Below are 16,736 nucleotides of genomic sequence, written 5' to 3' on the forward strand. Positions count from 1 at the left end.
CTCGCCCCGTCCTCCGCCACCTTGCTTCCGCCGCTATGAGCCCATCAGGAGAACGACCATGAAAACCCGTGTCTGCCGTCTCTATGGTCAGGACGACCTGCGCATCGAAACCGACGACGTGGCCGAACCGGGCGCGGGCGAAGTTCTCGTCGCGCTGGCCGCCGGCGGGATTTGCGGCTCCGACATGCACTACCTGTCCGATGGCGGGATCGGCACGATCCGCGTGCGCGAGCCGATCATTCTGGGCCACGAAGCGTCCGCCCGGGTGCTGTCCGCGGGCGACGGCGTGGATCATCTCGCTCCGGGGGACAAGGTCGCCCTCAACCCCAGCCGTCCCTGCGGGACGTGCTCCTATTGCGCCGAGGGCCTGCCGATGCATTGCCTGAACATGCGGTTCAGCGGGTCGGCGATGCGATTGCCGCACGAGCAGGGGCTGTTCCGTGACCGGATCGTCGTGGATGCCGCGCAATGCGTGCCCTTGCCCGAAGATGCCGATCTGGACGCGGTCGCCTGTGCCGAGCCGCTGGCGGTCTGTCTTCACGCGGCGAGAATGGCCGGAGACCTTCGCGGCAAGCGGGTTCTGGTCACCGGCGCCGGCCCCATCGGCAGCCTCTGCACGGCCGTCGCGGCACAGGCGGGGGCGGCCGAGGTCGTCGTGACCGACCTGCACGAGGCCACCCTGGCGGTCGCGGCCCGGATGGGGGCGACACGCACCATCGACGTGGCAAAGGACGCGGTGGAGATGGAGCGGTATTCGGAGGAGAAGGGATATTTCCATGTCGCCTTCGAATGCTCGGCAGCGGCGCCGGCGATCCGCGGGGCCATCGCCGCCCTGCGCCCGCGCGGCATCCTGGTGCAGGTCGGGGTGGTCGGCGACACGCCGATGCCGATCAACGCGCTGGTGGCCAAGGAAATCCACGTCCAGGGCACGCATCGCTTCCACGAGGAATTCGTCGAGGCCGTCGAGGCGATCACCTCCGGCCGGATCGACGTCCGCCCGATCATCACCACGCGCTATCCGCTCGACGAGGCGGTCGCGGCCTTTCGCGCGGCCGCCGACCGAAGCCGCGCGGTCAAGGTGCATTTGCTGTTCGAGGACCGCTGATGGCGAATACGCGGCGACGCAGACGCCGCGCGCCGAAGGAAAAGGAGCTGCTGCACGGGTGACGGCGGGAGTCGGCCGGGGCTTGAACGTCAGGTTACCCGCGACTTGACCTGGTATTTCGGATCGCGCCAGATCTCCTGGGAGATGACCGCCTCGATATGGTCGGCGGCGGCGCGCACGTCGGCCTTGTCGAGATAGAGCGGGGTGAAGCCGAAGCGCATGATGTCGGGGGCGCGGAAATCGCCGATGACGCCGCGCTCAATCAGGGCCTGCATGGCGGCATAGCCCTGGTCGAACGCGAACGAGACCTGGCTGCCCCGTGCCGCGGGATCGCGCGGCGAGGCGAGGCGAAGGCCGGGGCAGCGCTTTTCCACCTCGGCGATGAACAGTTCCGACAGGCCGATGGAGGCCTGGCGCAGCTCTTCCATCGAAACGCCGTCCCAGACGTCGAGCGCCGTGTCGAGGATCGAGAGTTGTATGATCGGCGGGGTTCCCACGCGCAGACGCTCGGTCGACATCGCCGGGCGGTAGCCAAGCTCCATAGCGAAGGGCGCGTCATGCCCCATCCAGCCGCAGAGCGCGGGGGCGAGATCTTCGACGATATCGGGCCGGGCATAGATGAAAGCCGGGGCGCCGGGCCCGCCGTTCAGGTACTTGTAGGTGCAGCCGACGGCAAATTCGGCCTGCGATCCCGCGATGTCCAGGGGCAGCGCGCCGGCGCTGTGGGCGAGATCCCAGATCATCACCGCGCCGGCGTCATGGGCGGCGCGGGTGATCGCCGCCATGTCGTGCAGCCGCCCGGTGCGGTAATCGACATGGGTCAGCATCACGACGGCGACGCTGTCGTCGATGGCGTCCGGCACGTCCTCGGGCGCGGGGGTGCGGATCTCGTGGCCCTTGTCGATCAGCCGTGCCAGGCCCTGGGCCATGTAGAGATCGGTGGGGAAATTGCCGTTGTCCGAGAGGACCACCTTGCGGTCGGGGCGCATGTCGAGCGCGGCGGCGAGCGCCTGGAACACCTTGATCGAGAGCGTGTCGCCGGTGGCGACGGAGCCTTTCGGGGCGCCGATGAGCCCGGCGATCCGGTCGCCGACCCTTTGGGGCAGCGACATCCAGTCGGCGGTGTTCCAGGCCCGGATCAGCTGCTGGCCCCATTCGTCGCCGATGACCTGCGCGGCGCGCTCGCGGGCCGCGGCGGGCAGCACCCCCAGAGAGTTGCCATCCAGATAGATGACGCCCTCGGGGATCGAGAACAGGTGCTTTCTGGGGAGACTCACAGCTCGCCTCGCACATGCCAGAGTTCCGGGAACAGCTCGACCTCGAGCATCCGGCGGAGATAGCCGACGCCGGAGGTTCCGCCCGTTCCGCGCTTGAAGCCGATGACGCGCTCTACGGTGGTCACGTGGTTGAACCGCCAGCGCCGGAAGTAGTCCTCCAGATCGACGAGCTTTTCGGCGAGCTGGTAGAGCGTCCAGTAGCGGTCGACGTTCTGGTAGACGGTCTTCCAGCGGTCCTGGATCTCCGGGGTGGAAATGTGCGGACTGTCCAGCTGCGGTGCAGGCACGTTCCGTTCGTCGCCGTCCACGGTGCGGAACAGCAGGCGGATGGCCTCGTCGTAGAAGCTCGGGCGGGCGAGTTCCTCGGTCAGAAGCGACGAGACCTCGGGCACATGCGCATGGGGTTTGAGCATGTTGGGATTGCGGTTGCCCAGAAGGTATTCGATCAGCCGGTACTGATAGGACTGGAAGCCCGAGGACGGACCGAGCGACTCGCGGAACGTGGTATAGTCGGCGGGCGTCATGGTCCGCAGCACTTCCCATTGCTGGTTGAGCTGCTCGAAGATGCGCCCGACACGCGCCAGCATCTTGAAGCACTCGGGCATCTGCCCGGCGATGAGGGCGGCGCGCGCCGCGGTCATTTCGTGGATGATCAGCTTCATCCACAACTCGCTGGTGTGGTGCTGGATGATGAACAACATCTCGTCATGCGCATCGCTCAACGGATGCTGCTGGGCAAGAAGAGCATCGAGATGGAGGTAATCTCCGTAGGACATCGCGCTGCCGAAATCGGTCTTCGCGCCATCCGTCTCGGGATTGTACGCGCCCTCGGTCATGTGGCGCTCCTCAGCTTGAACCGCTGTATCTTGCCGCTTTCGGTCTTTGGGAGGGCCTCCGTGAAGACAACGCTGCGCGGATACTTGTAGGGGGCGATCGTCGCCTTGACGTGATCCTGCAGGCGCTTGCGCATCTCGTCGGTGGCGTCGAAGCCGGGCGCCAGCACCACATGCGCCTGCACGACGGTGCCCCGGTTTTCGTCGGGGAGGCCGACCACCGCGCATTCGACGACGGCCTCGTGGGAGAGCAGCGCCGCCTCGACCTCGGGGCCGGCGATACTGTATCCGGCGCTGACGATCATGTCGTCGTTGCGGGCGGCGAAATGGAAATACCCCTCGTCATCCCGGGTGAAGGCGTCGCCGGAGAGGTTCCAGCCGTCGATCACGTATTCGCCCTGGCGATAGCCGCGCAGATACCGGCATCCGGTCGGGCCGCGCACCGCAAGCCGCCCCATCTCGCCCGGGGCCACCTCGGCGCCATCCGGGCCGATCACCTTGGCCTGATAGCCGGTGACGGGCTTGCCGGTGCAGGCGGGGCGGTGATCCTCGAACCTGTTGGTGATGAAGATGTGAAGCATCTCGGTGGCGCCGATCCCGTCGAGCATCGGCTTGCCCGTCTTGGCCTTCCATTCCTCGTAGACCGGGGCGGGCAGGGTCTCGCCGGCGGAGACCGCGGCGCGCAGCGATGTGAGATCGGCGCCATCGTCCATGGCCTGCAGCATGGCGCGGTAGGCCGTCGGCGCGGTGAAGCAGATGGTGGCGCGGTATTTCTCGATGATCTCGATCATGTTGGGCGGCGAAGCGGTTTCGAGCAGGGTCGCGGTCGCGCCGAAACGCAACGGGAAGATGGCGAGACCGCCGAGGCCGAAAGTGAACGCAAGGGGCGGTGAGCCAACGAATACGTCCGAGGGCTGCACGTCCAGCACCTCCTTGGCATAGGCGTCGGCGATGATCAGCAGGTCGCGATGGAAATGCATCGTGCCCTTGGGCTTGCCCGTCGATCCCGAGGTGAAGCCGATCAGCGCGACATCATCCTGCGACGTTTCCACTGCGTCGAATGCGACGGGCTTTTCAAGGGCGAGCCGGTCGAGGTCGGCGTCGTGGTTGGAGGTGCCGTCGAAGCCGGTGACGGAGGTGAGGGTCGTGCTTTGCGCCGCGCAGATCTGCATCTCCTCCATCAGCCGCGTGTCGCAGAGCGCGTGGGTGATCTCGGCCTCATCGACGTATTTCAGCAGTTCGCCGGCGCGCAGCATGGGCATGGTGTTGACGACCACCGCCCCGGCCTTGGTGGCGGCGAGCCAGGCGGCGACCATCGCCGGGTTGTTGGCGGAGCGGATCAGGACGCGATTGCCTGGTTTGACCCCGAGATCCTCGACGAGTACATGGGCGAGCCGGTTGGTCCAGTCGGCCAGCTCCTTGTAGGTCCGCTGGCGTCCGTTTCCGATCAGCGCGATCCGGTCGCCATGGCCCCTGGCAACCATGGCATCGGTCAACTCGACCGCTGCGTTCAGCCTGTCGGGATAGTCGAACCCGTCGAGCAGCAGGTCGGGCCACTGATCCGCCGGGGGCAGGTTATCCCGGGCGAAGGTATCCGAATGAGCCGATGGTCTGAGCATGACTGATCTCTCTGTTGGTGTCGCAGGATCGGTGCCCCGATCCGAAAGATGCCGCAGGGTCTTGTTCGATGATCGTTCGCTTCGTCATGGACGGCTGGCATCTGTTTCGTTTGGCATGGCGGCCCGCGGGCGGGCGCGACATCCCAGGTTGGCAATGGCCCGGTAAGGACTGTACCTGACGGGCCTGATATTTCAAGTCGGGATGTTATGAGTTTGAAATACATGATGCCCGCGATGGGCTTCCCGGCAGGCGCGTCCAGCGCGTCGTTTCGATCGGCGGAGTTGATGGCTTTTTCCGGCTGCCGCTGCATCCGATGCATGCGCAGCACGGGCGGGACCGGAACCAGGCTGCGGCGGACCTCAGCTCTTGGCGACGGCCGCCGATCCCTTGCGGATGTCGAGCATGATCGAGATGCCGCGGGCGGCATCGGCTTCCGACACATCGCGGAACATCTCGTCGATCCAGAGCCGGTGATCCTCGACCATCGCATCCATCAGGCTGCGGCCCTTGTCGGTGATGCAGACCTGGATGGCGCGGCGGTCGGTGCTCAGGTTTCGGCGCTCGGCCAGCCCGTCGGTGACCAGTCGATCGACGACTCCGGTGACATTGCCGTTGGAGACGATGAGGAATTGCGACAGCTCGCTCATCTTCATGCCTTCGGGCTGTGCATGCAGCGCCGCGAGCACGTCGAACCTGGGCAGGGTGGTGTCGTAGTTGACCCGAAGCTTCTCGCGCAGCTGGCTTTCCACGTGGCGCACGGCCTTCAGCATCTGCAGCCAGAGACGCAGACGATGCACGGCAAGGCGGTCGTCATCGTGCTGAGGGTCCTGGCTCTGGCTCATCGTCCCGAAGGTCTCCATATGCGCAATACTCACATATCAATCATTCCAGACTGCAAGTAAAGGGGCCGGCTACGGATGCCCCCTCGGCCAGGACCGACACCCGCGCACCGGATAGAAATGCGGCATTCCAGTGCCTTGCGGACAGCCTCCGCAGGCCGCGACGCGGTCGGTCCTGCCAGAGGATGCTTTCGGTATGAAATACCTATGCCTCGCGGGCAGGGGCGCCGGGGCTCGGTATCACGGCGGTGGCCTCGATCTCGATCCTGGCTTCGTCCTCCATCAGAGCCACCACCTGCACCACGGCCATGGCCGGAAAATGGCGACCGATCACCTCGCGATAGGCCGCGCCGAATTCCTTGAGGTTCGCCAGGTACTCCGACTTGTCGGTGACATACCAGGTCAGCCGCACCAGGTGCTCGGGCCGGGCGCCGGCCTCGGCCAGCACCGCGACGATATTGAGGAGCGTCTGGCGGAACTGGCCCACCATGTCGGTATGCTCCCATTGCTGCGCCGCGTTCCAGCCGACGAGCCCGCCGGTGAACACGATGCGGCCCTCGGCCAGCATGCCGTTGGCATAGCCTTTCGCGGGCACCCAGCCGTCGGGCTGGAGAAACATGTGAGGGGTCATGGCGGGCATGTGCGTGTCTTTTTGGCTGTTTCGTCGGACGGGATGAGATAGGGCGTCATCGCCGCGCGCACGGGCGCGGGCCAGGGGACGGACCTGCCGCCGCCGATCTTCGCGTGAACCACCGTGGCGCGGCAGAAGAACCTGCGCTCCCCGGCGCCGAGGCAGGCGATCTCGAAGGTCGCCGAAGCGGTGCCGATCCGGGCCACGCCGAGCGTCAGTTCGAGCCAGTCACCGAGAAAGGATGGCGACATGAAGTGGACCTCGATCCGTCCCATCGGGGTTCCGTTTCCGATCGCGGCCTCGCCCATGCTGCTCCAGGCGTAATCCAGCGCATCCGCGAAGAAGCGTTCGGTCAGCGCCGAGATCATCTCGAAGTACCTGGGATAATACACCATGCCCGCGGGGTCGCAGTGGTTGAACTCTACCTGACGGTGGATAGAGAAAACCTGGCTCATGTCTCGCCCCCGGAGACCGAGATGCACTGGCCGGTGATCATGTCCGTGCCCTCCGAGCACAGCCAGAGCACGGTCTTGGCCACGTCTTCTGGCGGCACCAACCGGTGCATCGGGTTTGTCGCTTCCAGCGCGGCGCGCGCCTCTTCCGGGCTGCGGCCGGTCTTTTCGACGATCTTGGCGATGGAGCGGTCGGTCATCTCGGTGTCGAGGAAACCGGGACAGACGGCATTTGCGGTGACGCCCTTGCGGGCCAGCTCCAGCGCCACGGATTTCACCATGCCCACGACCCCGTGCTTGGCGGCGCTGTACGGGGCGACGTACGGATAGCCCTTCAACCCGGCGGTCGACGCGATGGCGATCAGGCGGCCCCAGGGCTTGCCCTGCATCGCCCGCGCGCCTTCGCGCAGGGTCAGGAAGCTGCCCACCAGGTTCACCTCGACCATCCGCCGGAAAGCGTCGAGCTCGGTCTTCACGAAGGGCGCGCTTTCCGATGCCCCGGCATTGGCCACCACGATATCGGGCGCGGCCTCGGCCATGAGCCGTGCCACCGCCGCCTCCTCGGTGACGTCGCAGACCGCGGGGCGGATGCCGGCATGCCCCGCGGCCACGGCGTCCAGCGGCGCAGCGCGGCGCCCGCAGATCGTCACCGCCGCGCCCGCCTCGGCCAGCGTCAGCGCGATGGCCGCGCCGGTGCCGGAGCCGCCGCCGGTGACAAGGGCCGATTTCCCCGAGAGGCTCATGAGTTCATGGCCCGTTCGCGTTCGGCCAGGGTGTTGGCCTGGCGCCGTCCGCCCTCGTAGGGCTTGAGCCATGTCTGCTCGGTGTCGCCGAGGTCCACCGCCGCGTGCAGCGTCCAGTAGGGATCGGCCAGATGCGGACGGGCCAGCAGCACCAGATCGGCACGCCCCGCCATGAGGATCGAATTGACGTGGTCGGGTTCGTAGATGTTGCCCGCCACGAGGGTGGGCACATCGATCTCGTTGCGCACCCGGTCCGAGAACGGCACCTGGAACATCCGGCCATAGACCGGCTGCTCGGCCTTGTCGGTCTGCCCGGAGGAGACGTTGATCGCATCCGCCCCGGCCGCCTTGAACGCCGCCGCCACCCTGACCGCCTCCTGTGGCGTCATGGCATCCTCGCCCATCCAGTCATGCGCCGAGATGCGCACCGTCATCGGTTTCGCCTCGGGCCATTCCGCCCGCATGGCGCCGAACACCTCAAGCGGGAAGCGCAGCCGGTTCTCCAGCGAACCGCCGTACGCGTCGCGGCGCTTGTTTGTCACCGGCGACAGGAAGGAGGCCAGCAGATAGCCATGCGCGGCATGCATCTCGATCATGTCGAACCCGGCCGCGGCGGCGGCGCGCACCGCCGCGACGAACTGGTCGCGCACGAGATCCATATCGGTGCGGTCCATCTCGCGGGGGACGACGTTGCCCTCCATCAGCGGGATCGGCGAGGCCGAGATCAGCGGCCAGTTGCCCTCGGGCAGGGGCTGGTCGATGCCGTCCCAGGCCAGCCGGGTCGAGCCCTTGCGCCCGGCATGGCCGATCTGCGCGCAGATCTTGGCGGGCGTTTCCTCATGCACGAAATCGACAAGCCGGCTCCAGGCCGGAACCTGAGCCTCGCCGATGCACGGGCAGCCGGGCGTGATCCGCCCTTCTTCGCTGACGCAGAGCATCTCGGTGAAGACGAGCCCGGCGCCGCCCTTGGCCCGCTCGGCGTAATGCACGAAATGCCAGTCGGTCGGCATGCCGTCCTTCGCCTTGTACTGCGCCATGGGCGAGACCACCACGCGATTGACCAGTTCCATGTCGCGAAGCCGGAACGGCGCGAACATCGGGCTGCGCGCCGAATTGCTGCCCGCGCGGGCCTGGAACCAGGCCTCCGCCGAGGCCAGCCAGTCGGGATCGCGCAGGCGCAGGTTCTCGTGGCTGATCCGCTGCGACCGGGTCAGCAGCGCATAGTTGAACTGCATCATGTCGAGATCGAGATAGCGTTCGATCTCTTCGAACCACTGGGTCGAATTGCGCGCGGCCGAGGTGACGCGCAGCACCTGCAGCTTGCGATCGTCCTGATAGGTCTGAAGCGCCTCGGACAGCGGCGTGCCGGCGCTCAGCGCGTCGGCAAGGGCGATGGCGCTCTCCATGCCCAGCTTGGAGCCGGAGCCGATCGAGAAATGCGCCGTGGCCGAGGCATCGCCCAGAAGCACCACGTTGTCGAAATACCAGTGTTCGCAGGTCACCCGCGGGAAGCGGATCCAGGCCGAGCCGCGGATGTGGCTGGCATTGGTCATCAGCGCATGGCCGCCGAGGTGCCGTTCAAAGATCTTCTCGCAGAGCGCGATGCTCTCCTGCTGGCTCAGCCTGTCGAAGCCGAAGGCCTCGAACACCTCCGGGCCGCATTCCACGATGAAGGTCGCGGTGTCGTCGTCGAACTGATAGGCATGCGCCCAGATCCAGCCATGCTCGGTCTTCTCGAAGATGAAGGTGAAGGCATCGTCGAATTTCTGATGCGTGCCGAGCCAGACGAAATGGTTGGTCCGCATGTCGATCTCGGGCTGGAACCGGTCGGCATGGATCCTGCGCGTCTTCGAGTTCAGCCCGTCCGCGGCGACCACGAGGTCGTGGCTCGCGCGCAGGGCCTCCAGCCGCTCCTCGCTTACCTCGTGTTCGAACACCATGGTAACGCCCAGATCGCGGGCGCGCTCCTGCAAGAGCTGGAGCATCCTCTTGCGCCCGATGCCGCAGAACCCGTGCCCGCCCGACACCATGCTCTCGTCGCCGCGGATCACCTTGACGTCGTCCCAATAGGCGAAGTGATCGCGGATCATCTTTTCCGACACGGGGTCGTTCTGGTCGAAATTCGACATCGTCTCGTCCGACAGCACCACGCCCCAGCCGAAGGTGTCGTCGGGCCGGTTGCGCTCGTAGACGGTTATGTCATGGGCGGCATCGCGCAGCTTCATGGAGATCGCGAAATAGAGGCCGGAGGGTCCGCCACCGAGAACGGCGATTTTCATGCCCAGGTACTCCCGCTTGGTCCGAGGCAGCGTACCAGACCGGATATAAACTTTAAATATGAAACGTATGCTACAATCATCACAGCTTTCTGATCCCTTAATATCTTGCGAGCGAGGGTCAATTTTCGGGGCGACGCGGGCTCAACAAATTTAGACATCAACGACATCTCCTAGCGGTCCTGGTCGGCCGCGAGCGTCTGTCGGGCGATGATCACCTTCTGCACGTCCGACGCCCCCTCGTAGATCCGGAGCGCGCGGATTTCGCGGTAGAGCCGCTCGGCGATATGGCCGCTGCGCACCCCGTCGCCGCCGTGAAGCTGCACGCCCATGTCGACGACCCGCTGAGCCCGGTCGGTCGCGAAGAGCTTGGCCATCGCCGCCTCGCGCGTGATGCGGGGCGCGCCGGAATCGCGGGTCCAGGCCGCGCGGTAGACCAGCAGCGCGGCAGCATCCACATCGAGCGCCATATCCGCGATATGCCCCTGAACCATCTGCAGATCGAAGAGGGGCGCGCCCTGAACCGTCCGTGTCGCGGTCCGGTCGAGCGCCTCGTCCAGCGCCCGGCGGGCAAAGCCGAGCGCCGCCGCCGCCACCGTCGACCGGAACACATCCAGCACGGACATGGCCACGGCGAACCCGCGTCCCGGCTCGCCCAGCAGCGCGGAGGCCGGGATCCGGCAATCGGTAAAGCGCAGCGTGGCCAGCGGATGCGGCGCGATGGTCTCCAGCCGCTCGGCGATCTCGAAGCCGGGAAGGCCGGCAGGGACGACGAAGGCCGAAAGCCCCTTCGCCCCCGGCGCCTCGCCGGTGCGCGCGAACAGCGTGTAGACATCGGCGATTCCGCCATTGGAAATCCAGGTCTTCTCGCCGTTCAGGACATAGTCGCCGCCGTCGCGCACCGCCGTCATCGTGGAGTTCGCCACGTCGGAGCCGGATTGCGGTTCGGTGAGGGCAAAGGCGGCAATCGCCTGCCCGGACCGGGTCAGCGGAAGCCATTCCCGTTTCTGGGCCTCGGTCCCGAAAAGAGAGATCGCCCCGGTCCCCAACCCCTGCATGGCAAAGGCGAAATCCGCCAACCCGTCATGGCGGGCCAGCGTTTCGCGGATCAGGCAAAGGGTCCGGACATCGAGCTGCCCGTCCATTGCGCCGCTGTGTTCCAGATAGCCCGCCGCGCCGAGATGGCGCACCAGGGCCCGGCACGTCGCGTCGGTGTCCGCATGGTCGAGATCGCCCAGCCGCTCCGCCGCCCAGCCGTCGAGCGCATCGGCCAGGGCGCGGTGGCGGTCCTCGAAGAAGGGCCAGTCGAGAAAGCTGCGATCCGCCATCAGTCGCCCTCGAACACGGGTTTCTGTTTCGCCACGAAGGCGTCGTAGGCGCGCTTGAAATCGTTGCCCTGCATGCAGATCGCCTGCGCCTGTGCCTCGGATTCGATCGCCTGCTCCAGCGACATGGACCACTCCTGCGCCAGCATCGTCTTGGTCATCGCATTCGCGAAGGTCGGCCCTTTCGAAATCCGCCCGGCCAGCTCCAGCGCGGTGTCGTCCAGCGCCTCGGCCTCGACCACGCGGTTGAAGAAGCCCCATGCTGCGCCCTCCTCGGCGGTCATGGCGCGGCCGAGATAGAGCAACTCGGACGCCCGCCCCTGGCCGATGATCCGCGGCAGGATCGCGCAGGCCCCCATGTCGCAGCCGGCCAGCCCGACACGGTTGAACAGGAACGCGACCTTTGCAGCCGGGCTCGCCACCCTGAGATCCGAGGCCATGGCGATGATCGCGCCGGCCCCGGCGCAGACGCCGTCGACAGCCGAGATCACCGGCGTGCGGCATCCGATCATCGCCTTGACCAGATCGCCGGTCATCCGCGTAAAGGCCAGGAGCTCCTTCATGGTCATGCGCGTGAGCGGCCCGATGATGTCATGCACATCTCCGCCCGACGAGAAGTTGCCGCCATTGGACAGGATGACCACCGCGGTCACCTCGTCGTCATGCGCCAGATCGCGAAACCAGTCGCGCAGCTCGGCATAGCTGTCGAAGGTCAGAGGGTTCTTGCGCTCCGGCCGGTCCAGCCGGATGCGGGCGATCCCGTCTTCGATCGTGCACTGGAAGTGTTCCGTATCGCTTCGCATGACATGCCCCTTCCAACAGCGTCCGGAGCTCCAGTATGGCTTGCAGCCGGAGGCTATTTCAAGTTCGAAACTTTAAATCTAAATAATATGACCTGTGCCGCAAGCCGAGGACGAGCCCGGGAGCATGTATGAATTGCCGTCCCCGGCAGGCGATCTGGCGATGCGCGGCTGATCCTGCTTCCGTTTCTTCGAGACGCCGCGACGCGCCTTACGTCGATCCGCGCGGGATCAGTTCGAACCCGACGTCGATCTTCTTGGCCAGGTCGCCATCGCCCAGTAGGGCCTGCGCGGCAAGGCGGCCCATCTGCTTCCGGGGCGACCGGATCGTGGTCAGCGCAGGCATGACCGCCGAGCTGACGTCGAGATCGTTGAACCCGATGATGGCAAGGTCCTGTGGCACGCGCAGGCCGCGTCGTTGCGCCTCGCCCAGCACACCGATGGCCAATTCGTCGCTGACGCAGAACACCGCGTCGGTCGCTTCGCCAGTGTCCTGCAACTGCGCGAAGGCGGCCGCACCGGCTTCGAAGGCGACCTTGCCGTCGAACGAAATGTCATGCACGGCCTGAAGTCCCGCCGCCGCCAGGCCGTCGAGGAATCCCTGCCGCCGTCGTTGCGCGCGGAAATCGATCTGCATCTGCGCCCCGATGAAGGAGAGCTGGCGGTAACCGCGTTCGAGAAGGTGATCGACGGCCGCACGCCCGGCGTCCCGGTGCGACAGGCCGATGTTGATGTCGATCGGGTTCCCGCCGAGCTCGAGCGCCTCGACCACCGGGATCTCGGCATCGAGCAGCAGGCGGCGCGTCCCCTCGGTGTGGTCGATGCCCGAGATGATGACACCTTCCGGCCGCCAGCCCAGCACGCGGCGGCACACCAGTTCCTCGTCCTCCAGCGAATAGGCCGTGTTGGACACCATGATCTGGTAGCCACGGGGCGACAGGATCTCGTCTGCGCCCTTGATGATCTCTCCGAAGACGCGCCCGGACAGGGAGGGCACGATCACCGTGACCAGGCTCGTCCGCGCCGATGCGAGGCTGCCGGCGTAGCGATTCGGAACGTAGCCGAGTTCGCGGACCGCTTCGTTCACCCGCGCCTTCAGCTTGTCGGAGACCGCCTCGGGCGTGTTGATGACCCGCGACACGGTCATGATGCCCACGCCGGCGCGTTCCGCCACCTGTTTCAGCGTGACCGTCTCGCGGTCCCGCTTGGTATGAATGCCGTCGACAGCCATTGCTCCAAGTCATTTGCCACATTGCCTACGGGAGCGGAAGCCTTTTGCTGACCCGCTGATCCGAGGGAGCGGAACGGCCGCACGCGGCGTCTCCGCGATTTTTGGTAGCGTTCCCAAAATTGGTGTGCTAACCCCTTTCGCAGGGAGAAATGAGCTCTCAGGGGAGGACCGACATGACCGTTTTCAACCGGATCGTCGCCGCAAGCGCGGCCATTCTGATCGCCTGCGCCGCGAACGCGGCCGAACTGCGCTTTGCACATGGCAACTCTGCCACCAGCTACGAAAACCAGGCGGCGGAAGAGTTCGCGCGGCTGGTCGCCGAGAAATCGGGGGGCGACCTGACCATCGCGATCTACCCGGCCGGCCAGCTTGGCAACGCGCAGGAGATGATCGAGGGCGTCCGCCTCGGGACGATCGACATCGGCATGGCCGGCAATCCCTGGATGACGGGGTTCAACCCGGTGCAGAACGTGCTGGACATCCCGTTTATCTTCGACGGCCCCGAGCACGTCTATCGCGTGCTTGACGGCGAGGTGGGCGAGAAGCTCGGCGAGAGCCTCGGAGAACACGACCTGAAGTTGCTGGCCTTCTGGGAAATCGGCTTTCGCAACGTGATCAATTCGGCCCACCCGGTGAACAGCATCGACGACCTGAAGGGGCTGACGATCCGCACCACCGGCAACAAGGCCCATATCCAGGCCTTCGAGCTTCTGGGGGCGAACCCGCAGCCGATGCCGTTCGGCGAAGTCTATCTCGCGCTTCAGACCAACGTGATCGACGGAACCGAGCATCCCGTGACCGAGGTCTACGCGATGAAGTTCCAGGAAGTGACCGACTACATGACGCTGACCATGCACGCCTACACGGCGCTGCCGGTCTTCATGAACGAAGGCCGCTGGAACGGCCTGAGCGCGGATCAGCAGGCATGGATCCACAACGCCGCCGTCGAGGCGACCGCCTTCCAGCGCGAGCTTATCGCGAAGGAGAGCGCCGCGCGGCTTCAGGACCTCAAGGACGCGGGCATGGAAGTGTCCGAGGGCGTCGACCGCGGGGCGATGCGCGATGCCGTCTACGAGCAGGTCAAGAGCGCCTACGAGGAACAGTTCGGGACCGAGCTGACCGCGGCCATCGAAGCGGCGCGGTAAGTGGCTGACGGGTCCGGCAGCATCGTGTCGGCGGGCTGGAGAACCTGGTTTCACCGTACCGTCGACGCGATGCTGGGGCTGCTGCTTCTGGCCATCGTTACAATAACGCTGGTGGCGACCTTCAATCGCTACCTCTGGGAAGGTGCGCTTCCCTGGGCGGTCGAGGCATCGATGCTGATGTGGGCGTGGATGATCCAGCTTTCGGTGTTGCGCGCGGCGCATATTCGGGTGGATTTCTTCATCGACCTCGCACCGCCGCGGCTGCGTCCGCTGCTTGACCTCATGATCGCGATCATCTGCCTGGGAACGCTCTACGTGCTGACCGACTCCGCCCTCGGCATGGCCAGATTCACGGCAGACGACTTCTTCATCGCGCTGCCCCGGGTGTCGCGCCAATGGCTGTACATCCCGCTGCTCGTGGTCGGCCCGCTTTGGGCGGTGCGCATCGGGCTGGAAGCTTACGAGCGCTGGAGGGGCTCGGCCGCATGAACACGCTCGTGCTTGTCGGGTCGATGCTGATCCTGGCCTTTCTGGGGGTGCCGATCGTCTTCGCGATGCTGGGGGCCTCGTTGCTGACGATCGCGATCTATCGCCCGTTCTTCCCCGACGAGATATTCGCACAGTATTTCGTCGCCGGCGTGCAGAACTATCCCCTGCTCGCACTCGGCTTTTTCTTCCTTGTGGGCGAGTGGATGAACTCCGGCGGGATCACCCAGCGCATCGTGACCTTCGCCAATTCGCTGGTGGGCCATATCCGGGGCGGGCTGGCGCAGACCAATATCGCCTCGTCGATGATGTTCGCGGGGATTTCGGGCTCGGCGCTGGCGGATACCGCGGCGCTTGGTTCGGTGCTGATCCCGTCGATGAAGAAGTCGGGATACGGGGCAGGGTTCTCGGCCGCCGTCACCCAGACCTCTGCGGTGATCGGGCCGATCATTCCGCCCTCGATCCCCATGATCGTCTTCGCCTTCCTGGCCGAGGTCTCCATAGGCCAGATGTTCGTCGCCGGGATTCTGCCGGGGCTGCTTGTCGGCGTGGGCTTGATGGCGGTTGCCTACGTCATCAGCAGCCGGCGCGGCTATCCGGTTTCCAGTCAGGCCGGTCCAGGCGAGATCTGGCGCAGCTTCGTCAGCGCGATCGCCGCCCTTCTGGCGCCGGTCCTGATCATCGGCGGCGTGCTCGGCGGCGTCTTCACCGCGACCGAGGCCGGGGCGGTCGCCGCGCTCTATGCCTTTGTCATCGGCCGGTTCTGGCTGCGCGAGCTGAGCTGGACCGGGGCGGCGCGCGGGCTCGTTCGGGCGGCAACGGGGACGGGCCAGGTGCTTGTGATCCTCGGCGCGGCGTCGCTGTTTGCGTTCCTGATTGCCGAGTTCCGTGTCAGCCAGGACATCGCCAATCTGGTCTTCTCGATCTCCGACCGGCCCTGGGTCTTTCTGCTGCTGTTGAACGTCACGCTTCTGATCATCGGCCTGTTCCTGGAAAACCTGCCCGTCATGATCATCATGGTCCCGATCTTCTACCCGATCGCGTTGGAGCTTGGCATCGACCCGATCCATTTCGGGATCGTCTTCGTGCTGACCTCTCTGATCGGGCTGTGCACACCGCCGATCGGCATCCTGATCTACATGTCCGCGACCCTGGCCGGGTGCCGCCCCGAAGAGGTCATCCGCGAAAGCCTGCCCTTCATCGCGGTACTGATCGGCGCGGTTCTGGTGGTGACCTTCGTGCCCGCCATCGCCTTGACGCTGCCCGAGCTGTTCTTCGACCGGAGCCAGCCGTGACCCGGCGCGTCATCGACCTGTCGGTCCCGATCGAGACCGGGCATTTCCGCTGGACTGTCGAGCGAAGGCTGCTGAAAAGCCACGACACGCCGGGCAGCTACACGCAGGCCACCTGGATCGGTTGGCCGATCCACGGGTTCAGCCATATGGATGCCGGGCGGCATTTCCAGCCCGGAGGGCAGACGACCTCGGACATTCCGCTGGACCGCTGCATCGGGTCTGCCGTGGTGCTGGACCTGACCGAGGCGCAGGAAAACGCGCCGATCCCCACCGAACTGATCGAACGGGCGGGGGCCGACCTTCGAGAGGGCGACATTGCCCTGCTGCACACGGGCTGGGACCGGCGTGCCTCGATCAGCGAGCCGCGCTTCTGGGACACCGCGCCGTGGATGGCGGCCGAGGGCTGCCGGTTCCTGCGCAGTCGCGGGATCAAGGCGGTCGGCTTCGACTTTCCGCAGGATCGGTGCATCCGCGATTTCGTCACCGGCGCCCGCAAGCCCGCGCTCGAGGAGAACACCACGCATGTCGAGCTGCTTCTGCACGGGATCACGATGATGGAATACCTGTGCAATTTCGGCGCGATCTCACGGCCCAGGGTCGAGTTCGTCGCTCTGCCGCTGAGCATTCCGGACTGCGACGGCGCCCCCGTGCGCGCCATCGCCATCGAATCTTGAATCG

Annotated in this window: 16 protein-coding genes; 5 read left to right on the forward strand and 11 right to left on the reverse strand. The window is 65.9% G+C overall.

Annotated elements, in window-relative coordinates; genetic code table 11:
* Nucleotides 1-58 precede the first annotated feature (58 nt).
* A complete protein-coding gene (locus P1J78_RS03065) occupies nucleotides 59-1,105 on the forward strand; it encodes an L-idonate 5-dehydrogenase (protein ID WP_275565855.1) in 1,047 nt (348 codons plus the stop codon).
* An 89-nt stretch (nucleotides 1,106-1,194) separates the two neighbouring features.
* Here the strand turns inward: P1J78_RS03065 and kynU are convergent, their stop codons facing one another.
* From kynU to P1J78_RS03120, 11 genes are all read right to left on the reverse strand, one after another.
* Nucleotides 1,195-2,382 (reverse strand): kynureninase, encoded by a 1,188-nt coding sequence (gene kynU, locus P1J78_RS03070; RefSeq protein ID WP_275565856.1) that lies wholly within the window; start codon nucleotides 2,380-2,382, stop codon nucleotides 1,195-1,197.
* Nucleotides 2,379-3,218: a tryptophan 2,3-dioxygenase gene (locus P1J78_RS03075; RefSeq protein WP_275565857.1), complete on the reverse strand. Its 840-nt coding sequence runs from the start codon at nucleotides 3,216-3,218 to the stop codon at nucleotides 2,379-2,381. Before P1J78_RS03075 ends, kynU begins: the two co-directional genes overlap by 4 nt.
* Nucleotides 3,215-4,834 carry a benzoate-CoA ligase family protein gene (locus P1J78_RS03080; protein ID WP_275565858.1) on the reverse strand — a complete coding sequence of 540 codons (1,620 nt, stop codon included), beginning with the start codon at nucleotides 4,832-4,834 and terminating at the stop codon, nucleotides 3,215-3,217. Before P1J78_RS03080 ends, P1J78_RS03075 begins: the two co-directional genes overlap by 4 nt.
* Nucleotides 4,835-5,194: 360 nt before the next feature.
* Complete coding sequence (locus P1J78_RS03085) at nucleotides 5,195-5,710, reverse strand: MarR family winged helix-turn-helix transcriptional regulator (RefSeq protein ID WP_309568088.1); 516 nt, start codon at nucleotides 5,708-5,710, stop codon at nucleotides 5,195-5,197.
* Nucleotides 5,711-5,879: 169 nt separating this feature from the next.
* Nucleotides 5,880-6,293 carry a RidA family protein gene (locus tag P1J78_RS03090; protein ID WP_275565859.1) on the reverse strand — a complete coding sequence of 138 codons (414 nt, stop codon included), beginning with the start codon at nucleotides 6,291-6,293 and terminating at the stop codon, nucleotides 5,880-5,882.
* 8 nt (nucleotides 6,294-6,301) lie between these two features.
* The gene (locus P1J78_RS03095; protein WP_275565860.1) at nucleotides 6,302-6,760 is read right to left on the reverse strand and encodes an acyl-CoA thioesterase; all 459 of its coding nucleotides are present in this window, start codon (nucleotides 6,758-6,760) and stop codon (nucleotides 6,302-6,304) included.
* On the reverse strand, nucleotides 6,757-7,500 hold the full coding sequence (locus P1J78_RS03100) for an SDR family NAD(P)-dependent oxidoreductase (protein ID WP_275565861.1): 744 nt from the start codon (nucleotides 7,498-7,500) through the stop codon (nucleotides 6,757-6,759). The genes P1J78_RS03095 and P1J78_RS03100 overlap by 4 nt, the downstream gene beginning before the upstream one ends.
* Complete coding sequence (locus P1J78_RS03105) at nucleotides 7,497-9,779, reverse strand: bifunctional salicylyl-CoA 5-hydroxylase/oxidoreductase (protein ID WP_275565862.1); 2,283 nt, start codon at nucleotides 9,777-9,779, stop codon at nucleotides 7,497-7,499. The genes P1J78_RS03100 and P1J78_RS03105 overlap by 4 nt, the downstream gene beginning before the upstream one ends.
* 170 nt (nucleotides 9,780-9,949) lie before the next feature.
* On the reverse strand, nucleotides 9,950-11,104 hold the full coding sequence (locus P1J78_RS03110; protein ID WP_275565863.1) for an acyl-CoA dehydrogenase family protein: 1,155 nt from the start codon (nucleotides 11,102-11,104) through the stop codon (nucleotides 9,950-9,952).
* Nucleotides 11,104-11,904, reverse strand: coding sequence for an enoyl-CoA hydratase family protein (locus tag P1J78_RS03115; protein WP_275565864.1), 801 nt, complete (start codon nucleotides 11,902-11,904; stop codon nucleotides 11,104-11,106). Before P1J78_RS03115 ends, P1J78_RS03110 begins: the two co-directional genes overlap by 1 nt.
* A 208-nt stretch (nucleotides 11,905-12,112) precedes the next feature.
* Nucleotides 12,113-13,132 carry a LacI family DNA-binding transcriptional regulator gene (locus P1J78_RS03120; protein WP_275565865.1) on the reverse strand — a complete coding sequence of 340 codons (1,020 nt, stop codon included), beginning with the start codon at nucleotides 13,130-13,132 and terminating at the stop codon, nucleotides 12,113-12,115.
* Nucleotides 13,133-13,305: 173 nt separating this feature from the next.
* Here P1J78_RS03120 and P1J78_RS03125 point away from each other — a divergent pair, with 173 nt between their 5' ends.
* From P1J78_RS03125 to P1J78_RS03140, 4 genes are read left to right on the forward strand one after another with little or no spacing between them, the layout of a single operon-like run.
* On the forward strand, nucleotides 13,306-14,277 hold the full coding sequence (locus P1J78_RS03125; protein WP_275565866.1) for a TRAP transporter substrate-binding protein: 972 nt from the start codon (nucleotides 13,306-13,308) through the stop codon (nucleotides 14,275-14,277).
* Nucleotides 14,278-14,766 (forward strand): TRAP transporter small permease, encoded by a 489-nt coding sequence (locus tag P1J78_RS03130; protein WP_275565867.1) that lies wholly within the window; start codon nucleotides 14,278-14,280, stop codon nucleotides 14,764-14,766.
* Nucleotides 14,763-16,058: a TRAP transporter large permease gene (locus P1J78_RS03135; protein ID WP_275565868.1), complete on the forward strand. Its 1,296-nt coding sequence runs from the start codon at nucleotides 14,763-14,765 to the stop codon at nucleotides 16,056-16,058. Before P1J78_RS03130 ends, P1J78_RS03135 begins: the two co-directional genes overlap by 4 nt.
* Nucleotides 16,055-16,732: a cyclase family protein gene (locus P1J78_RS03140; protein ID WP_275565869.1), complete on the forward strand. Its 678-nt coding sequence runs from the start codon at nucleotides 16,055-16,057 to the stop codon at nucleotides 16,730-16,732. The genes P1J78_RS03135 and P1J78_RS03140 overlap by 4 nt, the downstream gene beginning before the upstream one ends.
* Nucleotides 16,733-16,736 lie beyond the last annotated feature (4 nt).

It is taken from the genome of Psychromarinibacter sediminicola (assembly GCF_029168335.1).
GTDB classification, from domain to species: Bacteria; Pseudomonadota; Alphaproteobacteria; order Rhodobacterales; family Rhodobacteraceae; genus Psychromarinibacter; species Psychromarinibacter sediminicola.